At 70.1% G+C, this 17,220-nt stretch carries 14 protein-coding genes; 7 read left to right on the top strand and 7 right to left on the bottom strand.

The window, feature by feature from the left end:
* Positions 1-4: 4 nt before the first annotated feature.
* Positions 5-790: a DNA/RNA non-specific endonuclease gene (locus PX653_RS06750; RefSeq protein ID WP_277417140.1), complete on the bottom strand. Its 786-nt coding sequence runs from the start codon at positions 788-790 to the stop codon at positions 5-7.
* A gap of 298 nt (positions 791-1,088) precedes the next feature.
* Here PX653_RS06750 and PX653_RS06745 point away from each other — a divergent pair, with 298 nt between their 5' ends.
* Positions 1,089-3,551, top strand: a complete 2,463-nt coding sequence (locus tag PX653_RS06745) for an ABC transporter permease (protein ID WP_277417139.1) — start codon at positions 1,089-1,091, stop codon at positions 3,549-3,551.
* A 93-nt stretch (positions 3,552-3,644) separates the two neighbouring features.
* Here the strand turns inward: PX653_RS06745 and PX653_RS06740 are convergent, their stop codons facing one another.
* The 3 genes from PX653_RS06740 to PX653_RS06730 form a co-directional block, all read right to left on the bottom strand.
* Positions 3,645-3,989: a hypothetical protein gene (locus tag PX653_RS06740; RefSeq protein WP_277417138.1), complete on the bottom strand. Its 345-nt coding sequence runs from the start codon at positions 3,987-3,989 to the stop codon at positions 3,645-3,647.
* 80 nt (positions 3,990-4,069) lie between these two features.
* On the bottom strand, positions 4,070-5,050 hold the full coding sequence (locus PX653_RS06735) for a response regulator (protein WP_277417137.1): 981 nt from the start codon (positions 5,048-5,050) through the stop codon (positions 4,070-4,072).
* The gene (locus tag PX653_RS06730) at positions 5,047-6,420 is read right to left on the bottom strand and encodes a sensor histidine kinase (RefSeq protein ID WP_371876426.1); all 1,374 of its coding nucleotides are present in this window, start codon (positions 6,418-6,420) and stop codon (positions 5,047-5,049) included. The genes PX653_RS06735 and PX653_RS06730 overlap by 4 nt, the downstream gene beginning before the upstream one ends.
* 186 nt (positions 6,421-6,606) lie before the next feature.
* Here PX653_RS06730 and PX653_RS06725 point away from each other — a divergent pair, with 186 nt between their 5' ends.
* Positions 6,607-7,701, top strand: coding sequence for a flavodoxin family protein (locus tag PX653_RS06725; RefSeq protein ID WP_277417136.1), 1,095 nt, complete (start codon positions 6,607-6,609; stop codon positions 7,699-7,701).
* A gap of 96 nt (positions 7,702-7,797) precedes the next feature.
* On the opposite strand, the gene PX653_RS06720 is transcribed toward PX653_RS06725, so the two are convergent.
* The 3 genes from PX653_RS06720 to PX653_RS06710 are packed head-to-tail and all read right to left on the bottom strand — an operon-like array spanning position 7,798 to position 9,742.
* On the bottom strand, positions 7,798-7,929 hold the full coding sequence (locus tag PX653_RS06720) for a hypothetical protein (protein WP_277417135.1): 132 nt from the start codon (positions 7,927-7,929) through the stop codon (positions 7,798-7,800).
* On the bottom strand, positions 7,926-8,855 hold the full coding sequence (locus PX653_RS06715) for a hypothetical protein (protein WP_277417134.1): 930 nt from the start codon (positions 8,853-8,855) through the stop codon (positions 7,926-7,928). The genes PX653_RS06720 and PX653_RS06715 overlap by 4 nt, the downstream gene beginning before the upstream one ends.
* Positions 8,849-9,742, bottom strand: coding sequence for a HEAT repeat domain-containing protein (locus PX653_RS06710; RefSeq protein ID WP_277417133.1), 894 nt, complete (start codon positions 9,740-9,742; stop codon positions 8,849-8,851). Before PX653_RS06710 ends, PX653_RS06715 begins: the two co-directional genes overlap by 7 nt.
* A 278-nt stretch (positions 9,743-10,020) precedes the next feature.
* Between PX653_RS06710 and PX653_RS06705 the strand changes: the two genes are divergently transcribed.
* The 5 genes from PX653_RS06705 to cphA all read left to right on the top strand — a co-directional run bounded on the left by PX653_RS06705 (position 10,021) and on the right by cphA (position 17,153).
* On the top strand, positions 10,021-11,496 hold the full coding sequence (locus PX653_RS06705) for an iron-containing redox enzyme family protein (RefSeq protein ID WP_277417132.1): 1,476 nt from the start codon (positions 10,021-10,023) through the stop codon (positions 11,494-11,496).
* 132 nt (positions 11,497-11,628) lie between these two features.
* Positions 11,629-12,663: a N5-glutamine methyltransferase family protein gene (locus PX653_RS06700; RefSeq protein WP_277417131.1), complete on the top strand. Its 1,035-nt coding sequence runs from the start codon at positions 11,629-11,631 to the stop codon at positions 12,661-12,663.
* Between the two features lie 22 nt (positions 12,664-12,685).
* Positions 12,686-13,612: an isoaspartyl peptidase/L-asparaginase gene (locus tag PX653_RS06695; protein WP_277417130.1), complete on the top strand. Its 927-nt coding sequence runs from the start codon at positions 12,686-12,688 to the stop codon at positions 13,610-13,612.
* Complete coding sequence (locus PX653_RS06690; protein WP_277417129.1) at positions 13,609-14,511, top strand: cyanophycinase; 903 nt, start codon at positions 13,609-13,611, stop codon at positions 14,509-14,511. The genes PX653_RS06695 and PX653_RS06690 overlap by 4 nt, the downstream gene beginning before the upstream one ends.
* Entirely contained in the window at positions 14,508-17,153 is a 2,646-nt protein-coding gene (gene cphA, locus PX653_RS06685) for a cyanophycin synthetase (protein WP_277417128.1), read from the top strand. Before PX653_RS06690 ends, cphA begins: the two co-directional genes overlap by 4 nt.
* Positions 17,154-17,220: the final 67 nt, after the last annotated feature.

Below are 17,220 nucleotides of genomic sequence, written 5' to 3'. Positions count from 1 at the left end.
CATATCATGAGTGCTTGCGCTTGCCCGCTTTCGTCTTCGGCAGCCGCAGCATTTCCTCTTTCTGCCGTGCCGACAGCGACGGTAGCAGATTGATGCCGATCCTGCTTTCCAGTTGGGCGATCGTCATGGTCTGCACGCGTGCATCGGCCTCGTTGGCCACGAACCAGGCGCCGCCGGCGCGCTGGCGCGGGCTCCACACGACCTTGTACAGGTGGCTCGGCACCAGCACGTTGCCGACTTTACGCAGCTCGCTGCCGATGAAGGCCGGACCCGTGATCACGTACAGTTCGCCCTCCTTCTTTGCCATCTTGCGCACGGCCTGCTCAATGCCGGCCCAGATGTGGCGGTTGTTGTCGGCATCCTGCGGGACCATGTTCGCCAGCGTGAAGCTCTGGTACTGGCTGGCGCGGTCCGGCATGTCGCCGTTCGGCGCCATGTGGCCGCGGTCGAAGCCGCTGCGGGCGTAATCGGCCAGCTCGGCGCGCTGCGCCGCCGGCAGCTGGAGCTCGGGGTGGAACGAATTCTCGCGCGACAGCTCCGCCGCCGCGGCCAGGTTGTTGGCCTTCAGGTGCTCGGCGGACCACAGCGGGGTGCGCGTGACGCCCGAGTGCATGATGCCGAACACGTTGTAGCACAGCTCGCGGGTGGCGCGGGCCATCTTGTCGCCCTGGATCTGCGGGGCCTGGCCGCCGACGTAATGCTGGGGGCACATCTGGGACGCCTGGGCGCCATGGCACCACAGGCCGGCGGCCAGCACGGCCGCCAGGACTTGCTTCAATGATGGGAACATCGACTTCGATCGTGAATGACAGGTGCCGCATTCTAACGGACGCCACGCACGGGCGCGAGGTGTCCCGGGCCGGACAACCGCTGTCCGGTTCCGGACAATCGCGGACGGCGGCGCCAGACGGCGAAAAACGGTGACAGCCACCTGTTCTGAGAGTCTCCTATCTGGCGCCGGGGCCGCGCCGCCCGGATGCGGGTTCGCACGCGGACTCGCACGCGGATCGTCCACGGCTCACTGGCACGCATATTGCTGAATGGTCCACCTTGCAAGCCCTTCCCGCCTTCGCCATACTGGAACGCCAATGAACAATCAGAAGATCACCGGAGACCTGCGCCTCGCGTGGCGCGCCCTGCTCGCCGAGCCGACCTATGCCGCCATCGCCATCCTCGGCCTGGGTATCGGCCTGGCCGCGTGCCTGCTGTTGCTGGGCTACGTGCGCCATGCGTGGCAGTACAACGCGGCGATCGCCGACGTCGATGCGCTGTACGTCGTCAAGCTGCGCAACCATATCGACCCCGGCAGCCCCTGGTTCGACCAGGCTCCCCTGCTGCTGCGCGGCGTGGCCGCGGCGACGCCCGGCGTGACGGCGGCGGCCGCATTCGTGCCGGCGCGGCCGAACGGCGCGGGCCTTGCCATGCGCGTGGACAGCCGCATCCACGAACTGCCGGCCCTGGCGGTAATGCCCGGCTTCGCCCAGGCGTTGCGCCTGCGCGCGCTGGCGGGCGACGTGCCCGGCACGCTGGTCCGGCCGGACCAGCTGGTGCTGACGGCCGACGGCGCGCGTCGCCTGTTCGGCAGCGAGCACGTGCTGGGCCGCACCGTGCAAGTCCAGGGCAAGCTGCTGCGGGTGGGCGCCATCGTGCCCGCCAACGGGCCCACCACGATGCCGTTCCAGGCGCTGGTCGGCGTCGCTTCCGTCGTCATGGACCCGGTGTTCGCTCGCGAAATGGACGGCGCCTCCGGCTGGTGGGGCAAGATGCTGCTCCGGCTGGCGCCCGGCACCGATCCGCAAGGGGTGGCGGCCGCGCTGCAGGCCGCGGCGGACCGCGCGCCCGTGCTGCACGACTATCCGCCAGAGGTCAAGGCGCGCCTGGCCGGCCGGCGCCCGCTGGAAATCCACCTGGCGCCGCTGCGCACCGCCTACTTCGACCGCGACATCGCCGCCAACCATATCGCCCAGCCGGGCGAACGGGCCGATCCCGCCACCGTCGCAGCGCTGGCCGGCATCGCCCTGCTGATCCTGGCCCTGGCTGCCTTCAACTACGTCAACCTGGCCACGGTGCGCGTGCTGCGGCGCCAGCGCGAGGTGGCGCTGCGCAAGGCCCTGGGCGCACGCGGACCGCGCATCGCGCTGCAGTTCCTGGCCGAGTCCATGCTGGTCGCCCTGCTGGCGACCGCCTGCGGCCTGCTGCTGGCCTGGCTGGCGCTACCGTTGTTCGGCACGCTGATGAACCGCGACCTGGGCGCCGTCGTGACGCTGTCGAACGTGGCCGGCGCGGTGCTGCTGGGCTGCGTGCTGGGTCTCCTGACCGCCGGGTATCCCGCATGGATCGCGTTGCGCGTGGCGCCGCGCCAGGTGCTGGCCGGTCGTGCCGGCAGCGAGTCCGCCGCGGGCGCGCGCTGGCGTCGCGCACTGACGGTCGTGCAGGTCGCCAGCGCCATGGCGTTCGGCGCCGTCGCGCTGGCGATCGCATGGCAGGCGGCATACGCCATGCAGGCACCGGCCGGCTTCGATCCGGCGCCGCTGCTCGTGGTCGACATGCCGGAACCCGATTGGAACGGGCCGCAGGCGCGCAGCTTCGCCGCCGCCGTCGGCGCGCTGCCTGGCGTGGCGGGCGTGGCGTTGAGCCAGGATGCGGTGGGCCGCCAGAATTCCGCATGGATGGGCGAACTGAAACGTCCCGGTGGCACCAGCGCGTCGGTGGACTTTCGGCCCGTCAGCGCGGCCTTCTTCGACGTCTACGCGCTGCGGCCGGTACATGGCCGGCTGTTCGATCCGCGCCGCGACCGCGACAGCGACGCGGTGCCGCTCGTGCTGAACGCCGTTGCCGCGCGCGCGCTGGGGTATGCCGACCCGGCCGCCGCCGTCGGCCAGACCTTGCTGTTCCCGGATGGCGACAAGGTGCACCAGAAGCGGGTGATCGGCATCGCCCCCGAGTTGCGCTTCCGCTCCTTGCGGGAGGCAGCCCGTCCGGTGGCGTATTCGCTGTGGGCCGCCCAACCCACGCTGACCGTACGGGTACGCGATCGCACCGACCCGCAGGCCGTCGCGCGGGTGGAGCGGGACGTGCGGGCGCTGTGGCCCAGCTATTTCCCCGCCGCGCTGCCCAGGGTCCAGCCCGCGGGCGCGGTGCTGGCCGCGGGCTACGCGGACGATCTGCGCATCGGCCGGCTGCTGGGCGCCGCCACGCTGGTCGCGCTGGGGATCGCGGCGTTCGGCACCTATGCGCTGGCTGCCCATACCGTACAGCGACGCACGGCCGAGATCGTGCTGCGCAAGCTGCACGGCGCGCGCCGGCCGGATATCGGTTTGCTGGTCGCGCGCGACCTGGGGTCCCTGTTGCTGCCCGCCACCCTGGTGGCATTGCCGCTGGCGGCTTTTGCGATCGAGCGCTACCTCTCCGGGTTCGTGGAGCGGGCCCCGATCGGCGGCTGGCCGCTGGCCGCGGCGCTGGGGGGCACGCTGGTCGTCGCCATGCTGGCCGCGGCCCGGCACGCGTGGGTGGCGATGGGATTGACGCCGGCGGCCGCGTTGCGGGGGTAATCCGGCACAACCCCCGGTGTCACGCGCCTGTTTGTGGGTCCACGACCCGCAAACAGTGGCCGCCACGGGTGCTTCCTACGCTGGCGGCTGGCTTCAATGCAGCCGGTCCAGCGCCGCCAGCACGCCCTTGCGGTTCTTGTGCGCGGTCTCGTACGTACGCACCTTCTTGCGCTGCGCCGCCGTCAGTTCGGCCAGCGCGCTGCGCACTTGCGGCACCGTGAGCTGCTCGTAGTTCGCGATCGGCACGTTGCGGTCGGGCGAGGTACCGGCACGGTCCTTCGCCTTGGCGCCCTTGGTCTCGCCATACTCCTTGCGCTGCTTGTTGACGATGCGCGCCGCGACTTCCTCCTCGCGGCCCTTGTAGCGGCCTTCCTTCTCGAACTGCTTCTCGAGCTTCTCGTATTCCTTCTCCCGTTTCGGGCTGGCTCCGCGTGGCATGACGACCTCCTCGTGGTTGATGTGTTACCAACAATGTTAGCGAAGCCCACCGCGCCACGGCGCACGGCTGTCGCGTCGCGTCAGAAGCGCGCGATCCAGCTGGCCAGGCCGGCTCGCGTGGGCAGCTCGCCGACGGCGGCCAGCCGGCACTGGATACCCGAGGGACTGCTTGTCAGCAGCAGCGTGGTGCCGCGCCTGGCCAGCCACAGCAGCAGTGCGAGCCAGGCCGCGTGCTGCATCGACACGGGAGCGTCCGGACTGCCGTCCAGGAACTCGGCCAGCGCGCCCGTCTCCTCCAGCACGCCGACGCCGGCGTGGCCCGCGCGGCAGGCCGGGCCGAACACCTCGGCCAGCAACGCCAGGCCCTGGGCCGGCTCGGCAGCGCGCGCATCGAGTGCGGCCACGTGGCCGCGCACCGCACGCGCCAGTGCCGCCGCGCGGCAGGCGTCCGCACTGGCCAGTTGCGTATAGTCGTCCAGCAGCCAGGCCGGCGCTGGCATCCTTGCGCACAGGGCGCCGGACAGGTACGCGTCCAATCCCGCGCCCTGCGGCCCGTCCGCGAAGCACAGCGCGTACAGCAGGCCGATCCGGTTGGCCAGCACCTCGCGCCGGCGCGAGGCCAGCTTGTCGCGCAGCAGGTGGTCGTGGCGGCGGCGCAGGCCGGCCAGCTCGGCCGCTTGCGCCATTTCCAGGCGCAGCGTGACGATATCCCATGGCTTGGGCAGGTAGCGGTGGATGCGGCCCTGGTTGACGGCTTCGATGGTCTGCGCCAGTTCGGAATACGCCGTCGTCAGCACGCGCACGATCTGCGGGTGCCGCTCCCACGCATGGAACAGCAGCGCGTTGCCGTTCGCGCCGGGCATGCGCTGGTCCGACACCAGCACGGCGACGCTGTCGCCGTGCTGCGCCAGCAGCGCCTTGCCTTCGTCGACGCAGGCCGCCGTCAGCACCGTGGCCTGGCCTTCCAGCGCACGCTGGAAGTACTTGCGCGCACCCGGCTCGTCGTCCACGTAGAGGATGACGGGCAGCGTGGCGGCGCAGGGCATGGCGATCCCGTTCATGCTTGCCCGGGATGTTGGGGCGCCGCCAGCGGCAAGTCGAAGCGGAAGCGGGTCCAGACCCCCGGCACGCTTTCCGCGCTGAGCTGGCCGCCGTGGCGCTGCACAACGCTGTAGCAGATCGACAGGCCCAGCCCCAGGCCCTGGCCCACGGCCCGCGTCGTGAAGAACGGCTCGAACAGGCGGCCCAGGTGCTCGGGGGCGATACCGGGTCCGTTGTCGGATACGGTCACCTGCAGCCTGCCGCCCGCCGGGGCGGCGGTGAGGACGATCTCCGGCCGCGCTTGCGCCCCTTGCCGCAGCGCGTGCGCGGCATTGCCCAGCAGGTTGATCAGCACGCCGACGATGGCCGCCTCGTCGCCGCGCACCGGCGGCGCGCCGGCGATGTCGCGGCGCAGCAGCACGTTGCCGGCCGCCTGCAGCTCATGGCGCGCCAGGCGCACGGCGGTGTCGACGGCGGCGCCTATGCTGAACCGGCCATCCGGCGTGGCGCCGTCGCCCCGGTAGGCGAATGTCTGCAGGTCGGACACGATGGCCTGCACGCGTGCCATGCCCTGGCGCGCGTCCGCCAGGCACTCGGCCAGGTGGGCGCTGGCACGGGCGGCGGGATCCTCCAGCGCCAGGTCGAGCGCCAGCATGCAGTAGTTGACGGGGTTGTTCACCTCGTGCAGCAGGCCGGCCGACAGGGTCCCCAGCGCCGCCATCTTTTCCTGCTGCACCAGCTGGCCCTTGATGCCGGCCAGGTCGCGGTTGGTGCGTTCCAGCTCGCCATTCTTGCGCGCCAGCTCGTCCTTCAGCGCAAACAGCAGGCGGCGGCCCTGCTCGTCGAAATAGGTGTAGACGGTGCTCCCGACCACCGCGAACGCGACGATCGTGCCATGGAACAGCAGCTGGCTGGGCGCCGTGATGCCACCGGGCCGCGTCGCGCACGCCAGCCAGTACAGCAGCAGCGTCAGCAGCCCGAACGCCAGCGTGTACAGGTAGCCGACCGGGAACAAGGTACCAACCGCGAAGATCGTCAGGATGATGCCGGCGTAGAACAGCGACGCCTCACCCTCGGCAACGTGGATCATCCAGGCAATCATCAGCTGCGGGAACGTCAGCCACACGAACGTGACGACGTGTACGTGGCGGCAGCCGAAACGGGTATACAACAACGCCAGCCCGGCCAGCACCCCGGCGGCGGCCAGCACGCGCGCGACGGCGAAGCTGGCCATCAGATCGGGATACAGCGCGTAGTCCAGTACCGCGCCGGCAAGGATCAGTGCGGCCACGGTAACGGCGCAGGCGCGGCTCGACGTCAGGTGGTGGCCGCGCATGTCCTGCGCGTAGCTGCGCCGGCGCGGCGGGCGGTTCAGGACAACGGTGGCCATGCGGAACGGGAAGATGAATAGCGTGCGACTTGCATAAATGATGCCGAGTGTACATGGATGTGATCGTATCTGCAATTTGCGACGGCCATATGACGGCTGAACGGGCAGCGCCTGCGCCTCGGTTCGCTACCGTACGGAACGTCCGTGCCGGCGATGCCACAGTCGGGCAACATCCTGGAGAAGACAATGACAGACGACAACACCTCAGGCACACCGGCCGTCCGCACGGGCCAGGCGCCTGGCAAGCTGGGCCGCGACGCGTTCCACCTGAAGTTCGTGGCCAATTTCAGCGATCCCCGCTTCGACCCGTTGCGCCAGAATATCGCACGGCTGGAGGAAGTCGCCTGGCAGAACTACCAGGACAGCCGCAAGGCGCCCGTCACGCAAAAGGCCGGCGCCGGCTTCGCCGACCCGGAATACGACCTGTCGGTCGAATGGAAGGCGGCGCGCGACCGCTTGCGGGTGGCCGAGGAAGTACAAAAGAACCCCGCCACGCCGACGCGGGTCCTGCTGGTCTGCGCCTCGTCGCGTAACGACGGCACCTGTCCCGGCGAGATGTCGAAGAGCTATCGCATGGTCGAGTGGGCCCGCACGGCGCTGGAGACCGCCGGCGTGCAGGCCGACGTGCTCGACCTGAGCCTCGTCACTTCCACCTACGCGCACCACATCCACCCGTGCAAGGGCTGCGCATCGACGGCGATGCCGCTGTGCCACTGGCCGTGCAGCTGCTATCCGAACCACAGCCTGAACCAGGTCAACGACTGGATGAACGAGATCTACGAGCGATGGGTGGCGGCGCACGGCGTCCTGATCGTGGCCCCCACGTACTGGTACCAGTCGCCCTCCCCGCTGAAACTGATGATCGACCGGCTGGTGTGCGCGGATGGCGGCAATCCCGACCCGTCCAGCACGCACGGCAAGAAGGCCGCCGAGGCCAAGGCCCTCGAGCTGGCCGGCTGGGACTATCCGAAGCACCTGGCGGGACGGGCCTACGGCGTCGTCGTCCATGGCGACGTGGCGGGGATCGAAAGCCAGCGCCGCAACCTGTCGGACTGGCTCGACTGGATGGGCCTCGTCAAGGCCGGTCCGCAAGGCGCGTTCGAGCGCTACGTGGGGTATTACGAGTCGTACGCGGACAGCCACCGCGCGCTCGACGAGGATGCGGCGCTGCAGGAAGAGGTACGCAATGCCGCCCGCGCGGTTGCCCAGGCCGTGCAGGACCTGCGCACCGGCCAGGCGCCGCAGGCCGACCGGCACCTGCGCAAGCCCCGGCCGAAATAGCGCGCCGGCGCGAACAGCGCGGCGGGCGAGCAAAACGGCCCGGCAGGCTGCGGCGAATCGAAGAATGCCGCGGCCACGGGGGCCGCGGCACCGTTGCTACCACCAGCTGATGATGCTGGCGATCTCGCGGATGACGCTGGTCAGCACCTTGATGCTGACCTTTGTTTCCTCGAGCGCGCCCGCGATATCGGCCGTGAATTCCAGTCCGGCGACTTCCAGTGGCTTCATGTTGCCTCCCTTCCGGTGGTTGAGTAAATCGTTGGCATGGCGGCCGGGGCCGGTGCCGCCCGGTCCCACAGCGCCCGCGCCAGGGGATCGCGCAGCATCCGGACGCGGCTGCCGGCGCCCAGCGCATCGGGCCCGGCAATCGCCACCAGCGCCTGGCCGGCCGCGATACGGGTGCGGCTGCATGGGTGGCATTCGAGGATCTGCTGCAGGAGCGCCGGGGTTTGCCGGTCGTGCCAGCAGCGCGCAAAGGCCAGCGCGTCGACACGCTTGTGCGACCACGACCCCACATAGTCGCGGATGACGCCCCGTTCGACGTCGAAGTAGAACTGGTTGGTCAGCCCCGCATCGGCCGGCGTCATCATCAGGTTGATCGACGCCGACGGCTGCGATGGCGGCAGCTGCCGGTGCACGTCCTTGCCGCCTTCGTACAACAGCACGGTCGCGTCGTCCAGCGTGTGGCGGCCCAGGTAGGTCAACGCCACCGGCTCGCCCGGATAGCCCGTCATGGACGTCGCATCGTAGCTGTACAGATCCGTCTCGTAGCCGGGACCGGCGTAGTTGGCGGTGATGAACGAGAAATTGTGGTCGTGGTAGTCGAAATAGGACAGCACGTCCGCCAGGATGGCACGCCGGCGTGGATCGGCCGGCAGCAGCGGCCACAGGTTGATCCGGATGACGAACGGGCCCGCGCTCGCCACGTGGCACGACTGCGAGCTGTAGAAGTGCGTCGGCCCGTCGCGCCAGTGCTCCAGGCCGTGGTGGATGCAGCGCTGCAGCACGGTCCGGTCGCCCGCCAGCGCATGCAGCGGTGCGGCCAGCGCCATCAGCGATCGCGGGTCGCGCGGGTCCACTTCACGCTGCGCCCGTTCCAGCAGTACCGCCACGCCCTCGGGCGCCGCGCGCCCGGCAAACCGCTGCTTCAGCATGGCTGTGCTCCCGCCGTTGCCAGCCGTGCCAGCGTGCGCCGGGCGGCATTGCGGACGAAGCGGTGGCGGTCGGCTTGCGCCAATGTGCGGACGATGTCGAGCGCGGCGGCGCCGTCACGCCGGCCCAGTGCCGTCACGGCCGCCCAGCGCACGTGGTGGTCCGGATGGGTGGTCAGCGCCGTCACGGCCGCCAGCGGATAGTCGGGCGCCGCCGGGTCGAGCAGCTCCAGCAACACGCACAGCACCGAGTGCTCCTCCGACGCCATGCTGGCGCCCAGCGGTCGCAGGGTGGCGCGGTCGAAAGACACGATCTGGGCGTTGACGGGCGCGCTGGCCAGCGCGATCCACGTCGCGCCCTGCCCTTCCGGCAGCACGGGGAAGCGGCGCCGCGCATCGACTTCGATCAGGCTGCCGTCGCCATAGGTCTCGATCCCGTCCGGACGGATCGCCAGCGTGGCGTCGAACACGTCGAATCGTGCGCCCGGCTGCAGGCGGTACCACTGCACCGTCACCGGGGCGGCGCCCCGCACCAGGACCAGCGTGTTGGCCGGATAGTTGACCAGCGTCTCCTGCCATGGCCGTGCGGCCAGCGACGCCACGTCGGCCCGGTCCTTGATGACCCGCAGCGACAGCGCCGGGGCATGGCACAACAGCAGCATGTCGACCTGGATGCTGGGGTCGCCGCCGTCCATGGCGCCGCTCGCCACCCGCCGCAAGTAGCAGTTGACCAGCTCCGCCAGCATACCGGGACGGTCGAACAGCGCGCGCAGCGGCGCCGCCAGGCACGGCAGATGATCAGGTCCGTGTCGCTGCAGCGCCGCATGCGCCTCGGTGACAAAGTCCCGCACCGGCGGCGGGGCCCACTGCATCAGGATGGGGTTACTCATCGGTTACTCCTCGTTCGTCCGGCGCCCAGGTCCGGCTGCTGAGGGAGTTTAGGAGGCATCGTCCGGCGGCGGCTGATCTCGCGCAACGGGCCGCCAGCTTTAATTGCGGCAATGTCCCCGAGGAACGGTCGGCGGATGCGAGCGCTTGTAATCCCTCTCTTACAAGGCAACGGGATGAGTGCTGCTACTCAGCATCGTGACGCCCCAGCATACTCGTTATATGGATGACAACGCTGGGCCCGTGCGGGCAGCAGCACGAATAGATGGAAGAGACCCCGATGCAAACAACCGCCTTTGCCCAGTGCTCCGCCGCCGCCACGCCGACCGTGGGCACCGATGCCGCCAAGCCCGTCTACAACCGCCTCGCGATGATGGAAGACCGGCCGCTGGCCGCGGAATACCTGGAACAGCGCCTGGCGGAAGCGGCAGCGCTGCCGTCCGACCTGCCCGACTCCCTGGACGAGATGGCGGACTGGATCGCCCGCCATACGGACGCCGTGGGCACCGAATACCGCGAGTACCTGGCGTCGCGCAAGGCAGGTGCGCCGCGCCGCTACTTCCAGAACAAGGCCCAGGCCCTGTACTTCCTGAAGGCCGTGGCGCCAACGAAGCTGGTGGACGGCGCCTGGCTGTACGGCGTACTGCAGCGCTGGGACGACGAGGACTTCCGTCCCCTGATCCGGATCTACCTGGAAGAACTGGGCAACGGCGTGCCGGACAAGAACCACGTGCTGATCTACCGGAAGCTGCTGGCGCAGCACGGCTGCGAGCACTGGCAGGACCTGCCCGACACCCACTTCGTGCAGGGTGCGATCCAGCTGGCACTGGCGCAGAGCGCGGAAACCTTCCTGCCCGAGCTGATCGGCTACAACCTGGGCTACGAACAGCTGCCGCTGCACCTCCTGATCACCTCCTATGAACTCAATGAGCTGGGCATCGACCCGTATTACTTCACGCTGCACGTTACCGTGGACAATGCCGCCACCGGCCACGCCCACACGGCGCTGGAAGGACTGAAGCAGATCATGCCGCGCGTGGGCGACGCCAGCGATTTCCTGCGCCGCGTGGCGAACGGCTTCCGCCTCAACGACCTGGGCGTGGGCACCACCCAGGCCATCGCTTCGTTCGACCTGGAGCGGGAGACGGTCGCGATGCTGGCCGCGAAAAGCACGGTCGGCAAGAACATGCACTCCGATTACTGCCGCGTGGCCGGCCGCACCGTCAACGACTGGCTGGCCGACCCCGCGCAGATCCCGACGTTCCTGGAAAAGCTGGAGGGACAAGGCTGGATAAGGCGCGGCGAACCCGCCGCCAACAGCCGCTTCTGGAAGCTGATCCACGGCGAGCGGGCCGAGATGTTCGGCGTGTTCAGCCCTTATGAACAGCAACTGCTGCAGGACTGGATCGCCACGCCGCGCGCGGGCAGCGAGCATGCCCCCAGCGAGCAGGATGGCGACACCGCCACCCCGCGCGTGCTGAGCCACCGCGCCATGTTGCGCAGCATGGAGTCGCTGAACCAGGACTCGGCACCGCGCAGCATTGCGCCGCGCGGCCTGATCCGCCACCGCTTCCCCGAGGACGAGCACGCGTGGGAATCGATCGGCTGCGAACTGCGGCTGCTGGAAGCGCGGCTGGCCGCCACCGGCAGCAAGGACGAGGCGATGGACATGCTGGTCGGCCTGATGGCGCCGGACCGGCATCACACGTCGGCCGGCCTGATGGCCACGCGCGTGTTCAGCCGCCTGTACGGCTGACGCGGCGGGGCGGCAGGCCCGCCCGGTCATCGGCATGAACCTGGGCCACGACGCCTTTGCCATGAACCCTTGCCGCGCGTGGCGCGGCCCCCGCCGGCTCTGCCGGTTTTTTCGTCAACGAATGAGGCTCCCATGATGAATGCCCCCACCAGCAGCGCCGACCCGGCCGTGCCCCGCGCTGCCCTGGCCACCGCCGTCCCCGCCGGCGCACCTGCCCCCCTGCGCCCGGATACGCAGGCCAGGGCACTGGTGGAACTGGGCCGCGCGCTGCTGGCCGCCGGCTACCGGTTCACGACGGTGACCCCGGCCACGCACAGCCGCGTCAAGGCCCGCACCGACCATGTGTGGGCGCGCGACCTGGCCGACGTGTTCGGCTGGAGCCGGCCGTTCCAGGCCGATGCCGTGCCGCCCGACGTCCTGCGCCTGATGCAAGGCGCCGGCATCGCCCAGCCGCACCGCGACGGCTGGCGCTCGACCCTGCGCGCCAGCACCCTCGGCGGGCAGCTGTACTTCCACTCGGCCTACCCCACCAGCGACGCGGACGCCGTGTTCTTCGGCCCGGATACCTACCGCTTCGGCCGCGCGCTGCAGCGCGAGCTGACGGACATGCAGGCCGCCGGCCGCGCCGTGCGCCGCGCGGCGGACGTGGGTGCCGGCGCCGGTCCGGGCGCGGCCATCGTCGCACTGGCATGCCCGGAGGCCCAGGTCCTGGCCCTGGACATCAACGACAAAGCCATGCGCCTGGCCCGCATCAATGCCGAGCTGGCCGGGCTGGCCAACCTGGACGTGCGCCGCAGCGACCTGCTGGCCGACGTCGACGGCGACTTCGACCTGATCGTGTCGAACCCGCCCTACCTGCTGGACCCGTCCGAGCGGGCCTACCGCCATGGCGGCGGCGAACTGGGTGCCGGGCTTTCGCTCACGCTGGTCGAACAGGCCGTGGGTCGGCTTGCCCCTGGCGGCACGCTGCTGCTGTACACGGGCGTCGCCATGCGCCACAACGAGGATCCGTTCCTGCACGCTGTCGCGCCGCTGCTGCACGGGTTGACATGGACCTACGAGGAAATCGACCCGGACGTGTTCGGCGAGGAGCTGGACACGCCGGCCTACCAGGACACCGACCGCATCGCGGCGGTCTGGCTGAAGGCTACCCGGCCGCAACACTGAACATCACGCTAGCAGAGGCAACATGCAACAGAACGACACCCACGAGCCCATGGTGCTCGTCCACGGCGGCGCCGGTGGCAGCCGCGACCAGGATGACGGCTGCCAGCTGGCGGCCAGCAACGGTATCGACCGCCTGCGCGGCGGCGGCACGGCGCTCGATGCGGCCGTCGACGCCGTCGTCGCGATGGAGGACGATGGCCGCTACAACGCCGGCAGTGGCTCCGTGCTGTGCCTGGACGGCCGGACCGTCGAGATGGACGCGTCGATCATGGATTCGACCGGCGCACTGGGCGCCGTCGCCTGCATCCAGCGCGTGAAAAATCCCGTACTGGTGGCGCAGGCCGTCGCCGGCACGCCGCACTGGCTGCTGGCCGGCGATGGCGCGGAGCGCTTTGCACGCACCGCCGGTTTCCCCAGCCACCATGAGATCAGCGCACGGCAGCGCGACAAGCACGAGAAGCTGATGCGCACGCTGTCCGGCACCGGCCAGGCCACGCCGGGGGTGGCCAACCGCGCGTTCGCCCAGCACTGGAACTACGACACCCCGCCGGCGTTCAAGCCGTGCGATACGGTCGGTGCCGTGGCGCGCGACGCCCAGGGCCGCTTCGCCGTGGCCTGTTCCACGGGCGGCTCGGCCCCGTCGCTGCTGGGCCGCGTGGGCGACACGCCCATCATCGGCAGCGGCTTCTACGCGGGCGAGCAAGGCGCCGTGGCCGTCACCGGCATCGGCGAGCACATCGTGCGCCGCCTGCTCGCGCATACCGTGTACCAATGGATCGCCGACGGCATGCCGGCCCAGGAAGCGGCCGACAAGGGCGTGGCGCTGTTCCCGGACGAAATCGACGTGGGCATCATCGTCCTTGGCCGTCGCGACGCCGGTAGTGCCAGCAACCGCGAGATGCCGTTTGCCCAGATGAGTGGGCAGATGAGTGAGCAGGTGGGCAAATGAGCGAAGCGATCGACCGCCGCCAGCACGGCCACCTCGTCATCGTGGGCGGCCATGAGGACCGCGAGAACAACAAGGAGATCCTCAGCCGCTTCGTGGAGCTGTCTGGCGGCAGCAAGGCCACCATCGCCGTCATCACGGCCGCCAGCAAGGTGCCGGACGAGATGTGGCGGCGCTACCAGGAAGTGTTCACGGAGCTGGGCGTGCGCCAGCTGGTGCGGGTCGACCTGCCCGACCGCGCCACCGCCAACGATCCGGCGCTGGCCGAGCGCGTGCGCGCGGCGGACGGCATCTTCATGACGGGTGGCGACCAGAAGCGCCTGCTGGCCATGATCGGCGGCACGCTGATGGACGAGGCGATGCACAGCGCCCTGAAGGAACGCGGGGCCTGCATCGGCGGCACCAGCGCCGGCGCTTCCGCCATGTGCGGCCACATGCTGGCCGACGGCAAGGCGGACCTGCTGCCGGAGAAAGGTTCGGTCAGCCTGGGCGCGGGCCTGGGCTTCGTGCAGCGCGTGGTCATCGACCAGCACTTCTCGGAACGCCATCGGCTGGCGCGACTCCTGACCATCGTCGCCCAGAACCCCTATTTGCTGGGCGTCGGCATCGACGAGGACACGGCGCTCGTCGTCGAGCGCGGCGTCGGCATCGAAGTGATCGGCGCCGGCAGCGTGACGGTGGTGGACGGGCGCACCATGATCTCGAACGTGGCCGACATCCCGTCCGGCGGTACGCCGCAACTGATCGACGTGCGGCTGCACCTGCTGCCGACCGGCAGCAGCTTCGCGCTGGCGGAGGAGATCGACCACCCGCACCAGTTGCCGCCCGGTGCGACCCGCAATACGCCGGATGCGCTGACGGACTTCGTGCGCAATGTCACCAAGAGGAATCCCGTATCATGAAGATCATCGAACAGCGCCTGCTGCGCGGCCCCAATCTCTACGCCGCCAGGCCCTGCCTGCTGACGGTGCTGGACCTCGAGGACCTGTATGAAGTGTCGTCGCGCGACCTGGAAGGTTTCACCGAACGCCTGCTGGCCGCCCTGCCCAGCCTGATGGCGCACCGCTGCTCGCCGGGCCACTACGGCGGCTTCGTCGAGCGCCTGCGCGACGGCACCTTCATGGGCCATATCGTCGAACACGTGGCGCTGGAACTGCAATGCCAGGCCGGCACGCCCGCCGGTTTTGGCCGCACCCGCCGCGTGCGCGGCCAGCCGGGGCACTACCGGGTGGTGTGCGCCTACAAGGACGAACACGTGGTCGCCGAAGCCTTCGACACCGCCGTGGCGCTCGTCGATGCGCTGGCGCACGGCGGGACGTACGATGTCGCCGCGCCGCTGGCCGCGCTGAAGCGCACCGCCGAGCGCCATGCGGTCGGCACCAGCACGGCGGCCGTGCTGCGCGCCGCGCGGCGCCGTCGCATCCCCTATTTCCGCGTGACGGAACACGGCAACCTGTTCCAGCTGGGCTGGGGCAGCCGGCAGAAACGCCTGCAGGCCACGATGACGGGCGACGCCAGCAATATCGCCTGCCGCATCGCCAGCGACAAGCAGTTGACCAAGGCACTGCTGAAGGAAGCCGGCGTGCCGGTCCCGGACGGCACCGTGGTGACGACGGTGGAAGACGCCCAGCGCGCCGCGCGCCGCCTGCGCGGCCCCGTTACCGTCAAGCCGCTCGACGCCAACCAGGGCAAGGGCGTGACGACGCGCTGCACGACGCCGGCGGAAGTGGCCGAGGCATTCGACGGCGCGCGCAAGCACAGCCGCAGCATCATCGTCGAGCGTTTCATCGAAGGCCAGGACTACCGCGTGCTGGTGGCGGGCGACAAGGTGGCCGCCGCCTCGCTGCGCCGGCCCCCGACGGTGATCGGCGACGGCCGCCGCAGCGTGCGCGAACTGGTCGCCTGCGAGAACGAGAACCCGGCACGGGGCAAGGGACACGCCAACGTGATGACGCAGATCGCGCTGGACGAGCACGCGGCGGCCCAGTTGCGCAAGCAGGGCTACGACTTCGACAGCGTGTTGCCGGTCGGGGTGCCCGTCACGCTGCGCAGCAACGCCAACCTGTCCACCGGCGGCACCGCCGAGGACGTGACGGACCTGCTGCCCGAGGAGACGCGCGACACGTGCGTGCGCGCGGCCCGCAAGATCGGCCTGGACGTGGCCGGCATCGACCTGGTCTGCCGCGACATCGCGCGGCCGCTGGACAGCCAGTCCGGCGCTGTCATCGAAGTCAACGCGGCCCCCGGCATCCGCATGCACCAGTATCCGGCCAGCGGCGCGCCGCGCGACGCCGGCGATGCGATCGTCGACGCGATGTACGGCGACCGCGACGGCCGCATCCCCGTCATCGCCATCACGGGCACCAACGGCAAGACCACGACGGCGTTGATGACGGGCCACTGCGTGCGCCAGGCGGGCTTCCGCACGGGCGTGACGACGACGGAAGGGATCTACCTGGACGGCAAGCGCATCGTCAGGGGCGACTGCAGCGGCTACTGGTCGGCGCGCACCGTGCTGACGTCGCCCGACGTCGACTTCGCCGTGCTGGAAACGGCGCGCGGCGGCATCCTGAAACGCGGCCTGGCCTTCGACCGCTGCGACGTGGCCGTGATGCTGAACGTCAGCGCCGACCACCTGGGCCTGGACGGCGTCAACACGGTGGAAGACCTGGCGCGCGTCAAGGGCGTCGTCGCCAATTCGGCGGCGCGCTGCGTCGTGCTGAACGCCGAGGACCGTTACTGCGTGCGCATGGCCGCGCGCCTGCGCGAGAACGTGGAAGTGCTGTATTTCGCGCTGGACCCGGACAATTCCGTGCTGCTGCGCCACCTGGACGCGGGCGGACGCGCCGGCTACCTGCAGGACGGCGTGCTGGTCCTGGCGGACGGCAACCGCCACCAGGCACTGTTGCGCGCGGACGAGATGCCGTCGACCATGAACGGCCATGCCCGCTACAACATCGCCAACGGCCTGGCGGCGGCGGCCGCGCTGATGGCGTCCGGCTTCTCGCACGATGAGATCGCGCGTGGCCTGGCCAGCTTCGTCTCGGACGGTCGCAGCAACCCGCTGCGCAGCAACCTGTTCGACGTGCAGGGCGTCACCGTCGTCGTCGACTATGCCCACAACCCGGCCGCCTACTCGGCGCTGGCGCAGATGGCCCACGGTATCAGCCGCGGCCGCGTGATCGGCGTGGTCACCGCGCCGGGCGACCGCCGCGACGAGGACCTGCAGAACGTGGGGCGCACGTGCGCGCTGGGGTTCGACGAGATCGTCATCTACGAATCGCAGAACCGCGGCCGCGCCGAGGGCGCCGCGGCCCAGCTGATGCTGGACGGCGCCTTTGCGGCCGGCGCCCAGCGCGACCTGGTGCACAGCCGGCTCAACGGCCGTGAGGCGCTGCGCCATGGCCTGTCGCTGTGCGTGCCGGGTGACGTGCTGATCTTCGCCTGCGGTTCCTCGCTGCACGAGGTGGTCGAGGCCCTGCGCGAGACGGATCCTGTCAGCGCGCGGCGGATTGCCGAGCAGGCGGCTTTGCAGCCGGCCTAGTCACCCATGGTATCAGGCACCTTGCCGCGGGTCGCCGACCCGCAGCAAGGTGCCTGACACCGGTGTT

The sequence above is a fragment of the Pseudoduganella chitinolytica genome, from assembly GCF_029028125.1.
In the GTDB taxonomy this organism is placed as follows: Bacteria; Pseudomonadota; Gammaproteobacteria; order Burkholderiales; family Burkholderiaceae_D; genus Rugamonas; species Rugamonas chitinolytica.
Note: the sequence above shows the minus strand (reverse complement) of the source record. Positions and strands in the feature narration are given on the sequence as shown.

Bases quoted from the DNA above. Each gene is read 5' to 3' on its own strand.
- PX653_RS06710 (WP_277417133.1), bottom strand. From the start codon at position 9,742: ATGAGTAACCCCATCCTGATGCAGTGGGCCCCGCCGCCGGTGCGGGAC.
- PX653_RS06735 (WP_277417137.1), bottom strand. From the start codon at position 5,050: ATGAACGGGATCGCCATGCCCTGCGCCGCCACGCTGCCCGTCATCCTC.
- PX653_RS06700 (WP_277417131.1), top strand. From the start codon at position 11,629: ATGATGAATGCCCCCACCAGCAGCGCCGACCCGGCCGTGCCCCGCGCT.
- PX653_RS06725 (WP_277417136.1), top strand. From the start codon at position 6,607: ATGACAGACGACAACACCTCAGGCACACCGGCCGTCCGCACGGGCCAG.
- PX653_RS06740 (WP_277417138.1), bottom strand. From the start codon at position 3,989: ATGCCACGCGGAGCCAGCCCGAAACGGGAGAAGGAATACGAGAAGCTC.
- cphA (WP_277417128.1), top strand. From the start codon at position 14,508: ATGAAGATCATCGAACAGCGCCTGCTGCGCGGCCCCAATCTCTACGCC.
- PX653_RS06720 (WP_277417135.1), bottom strand. From the start codon at position 7,929: ATGAAGCCACTGGAAGTCGCCGGACTGGAATTCACGGCCGATATCGCG.
- PX653_RS06690 (WP_277417129.1), top strand. From the start codon at position 13,609: ATGAGCGAAGCGATCGACCGCCGCCAGCACGGCCACCTCGTCATCGTG.
- PX653_RS06745 (WP_277417139.1), top strand. From the start codon at position 1,089: ATGAACAATCAGAAGATCACCGGAGACCTGCGCCTCGCGTGGCGCGCC.
- PX653_RS06705 (WP_277417132.1), top strand. From the start codon at position 10,021: ATGCAAACAACCGCCTTTGCCCAGTGCTCCGCCGCCGCCACGCCGACC.
- PX653_RS06715 (WP_277417134.1), bottom strand. From the start codon at position 8,855: ATGCTGAAGCAGCGGTTTGCCGGGCGCGCGGCGCCCGAGGGCGTGGCG.
- PX653_RS06695 (WP_277417130.1), top strand. From the start codon at position 12,686: ATGCAACAGAACGACACCCACGAGCCCATGGTGCTCGTCCACGGCGGC.
- PX653_RS06730 (WP_371876426.1), bottom strand. From the start codon at position 6,420: ATGGCCACCGTTGTCCTGAACCGCCCGCCGCGCCGGCGCAGCTACGCG.
- PX653_RS06750 (WP_277417140.1), bottom strand. From the start codon at position 790: ATGTTCCCATCATTGAAGCAAGTCCTGGCGGCCGTGCTGGCCGCCGGC.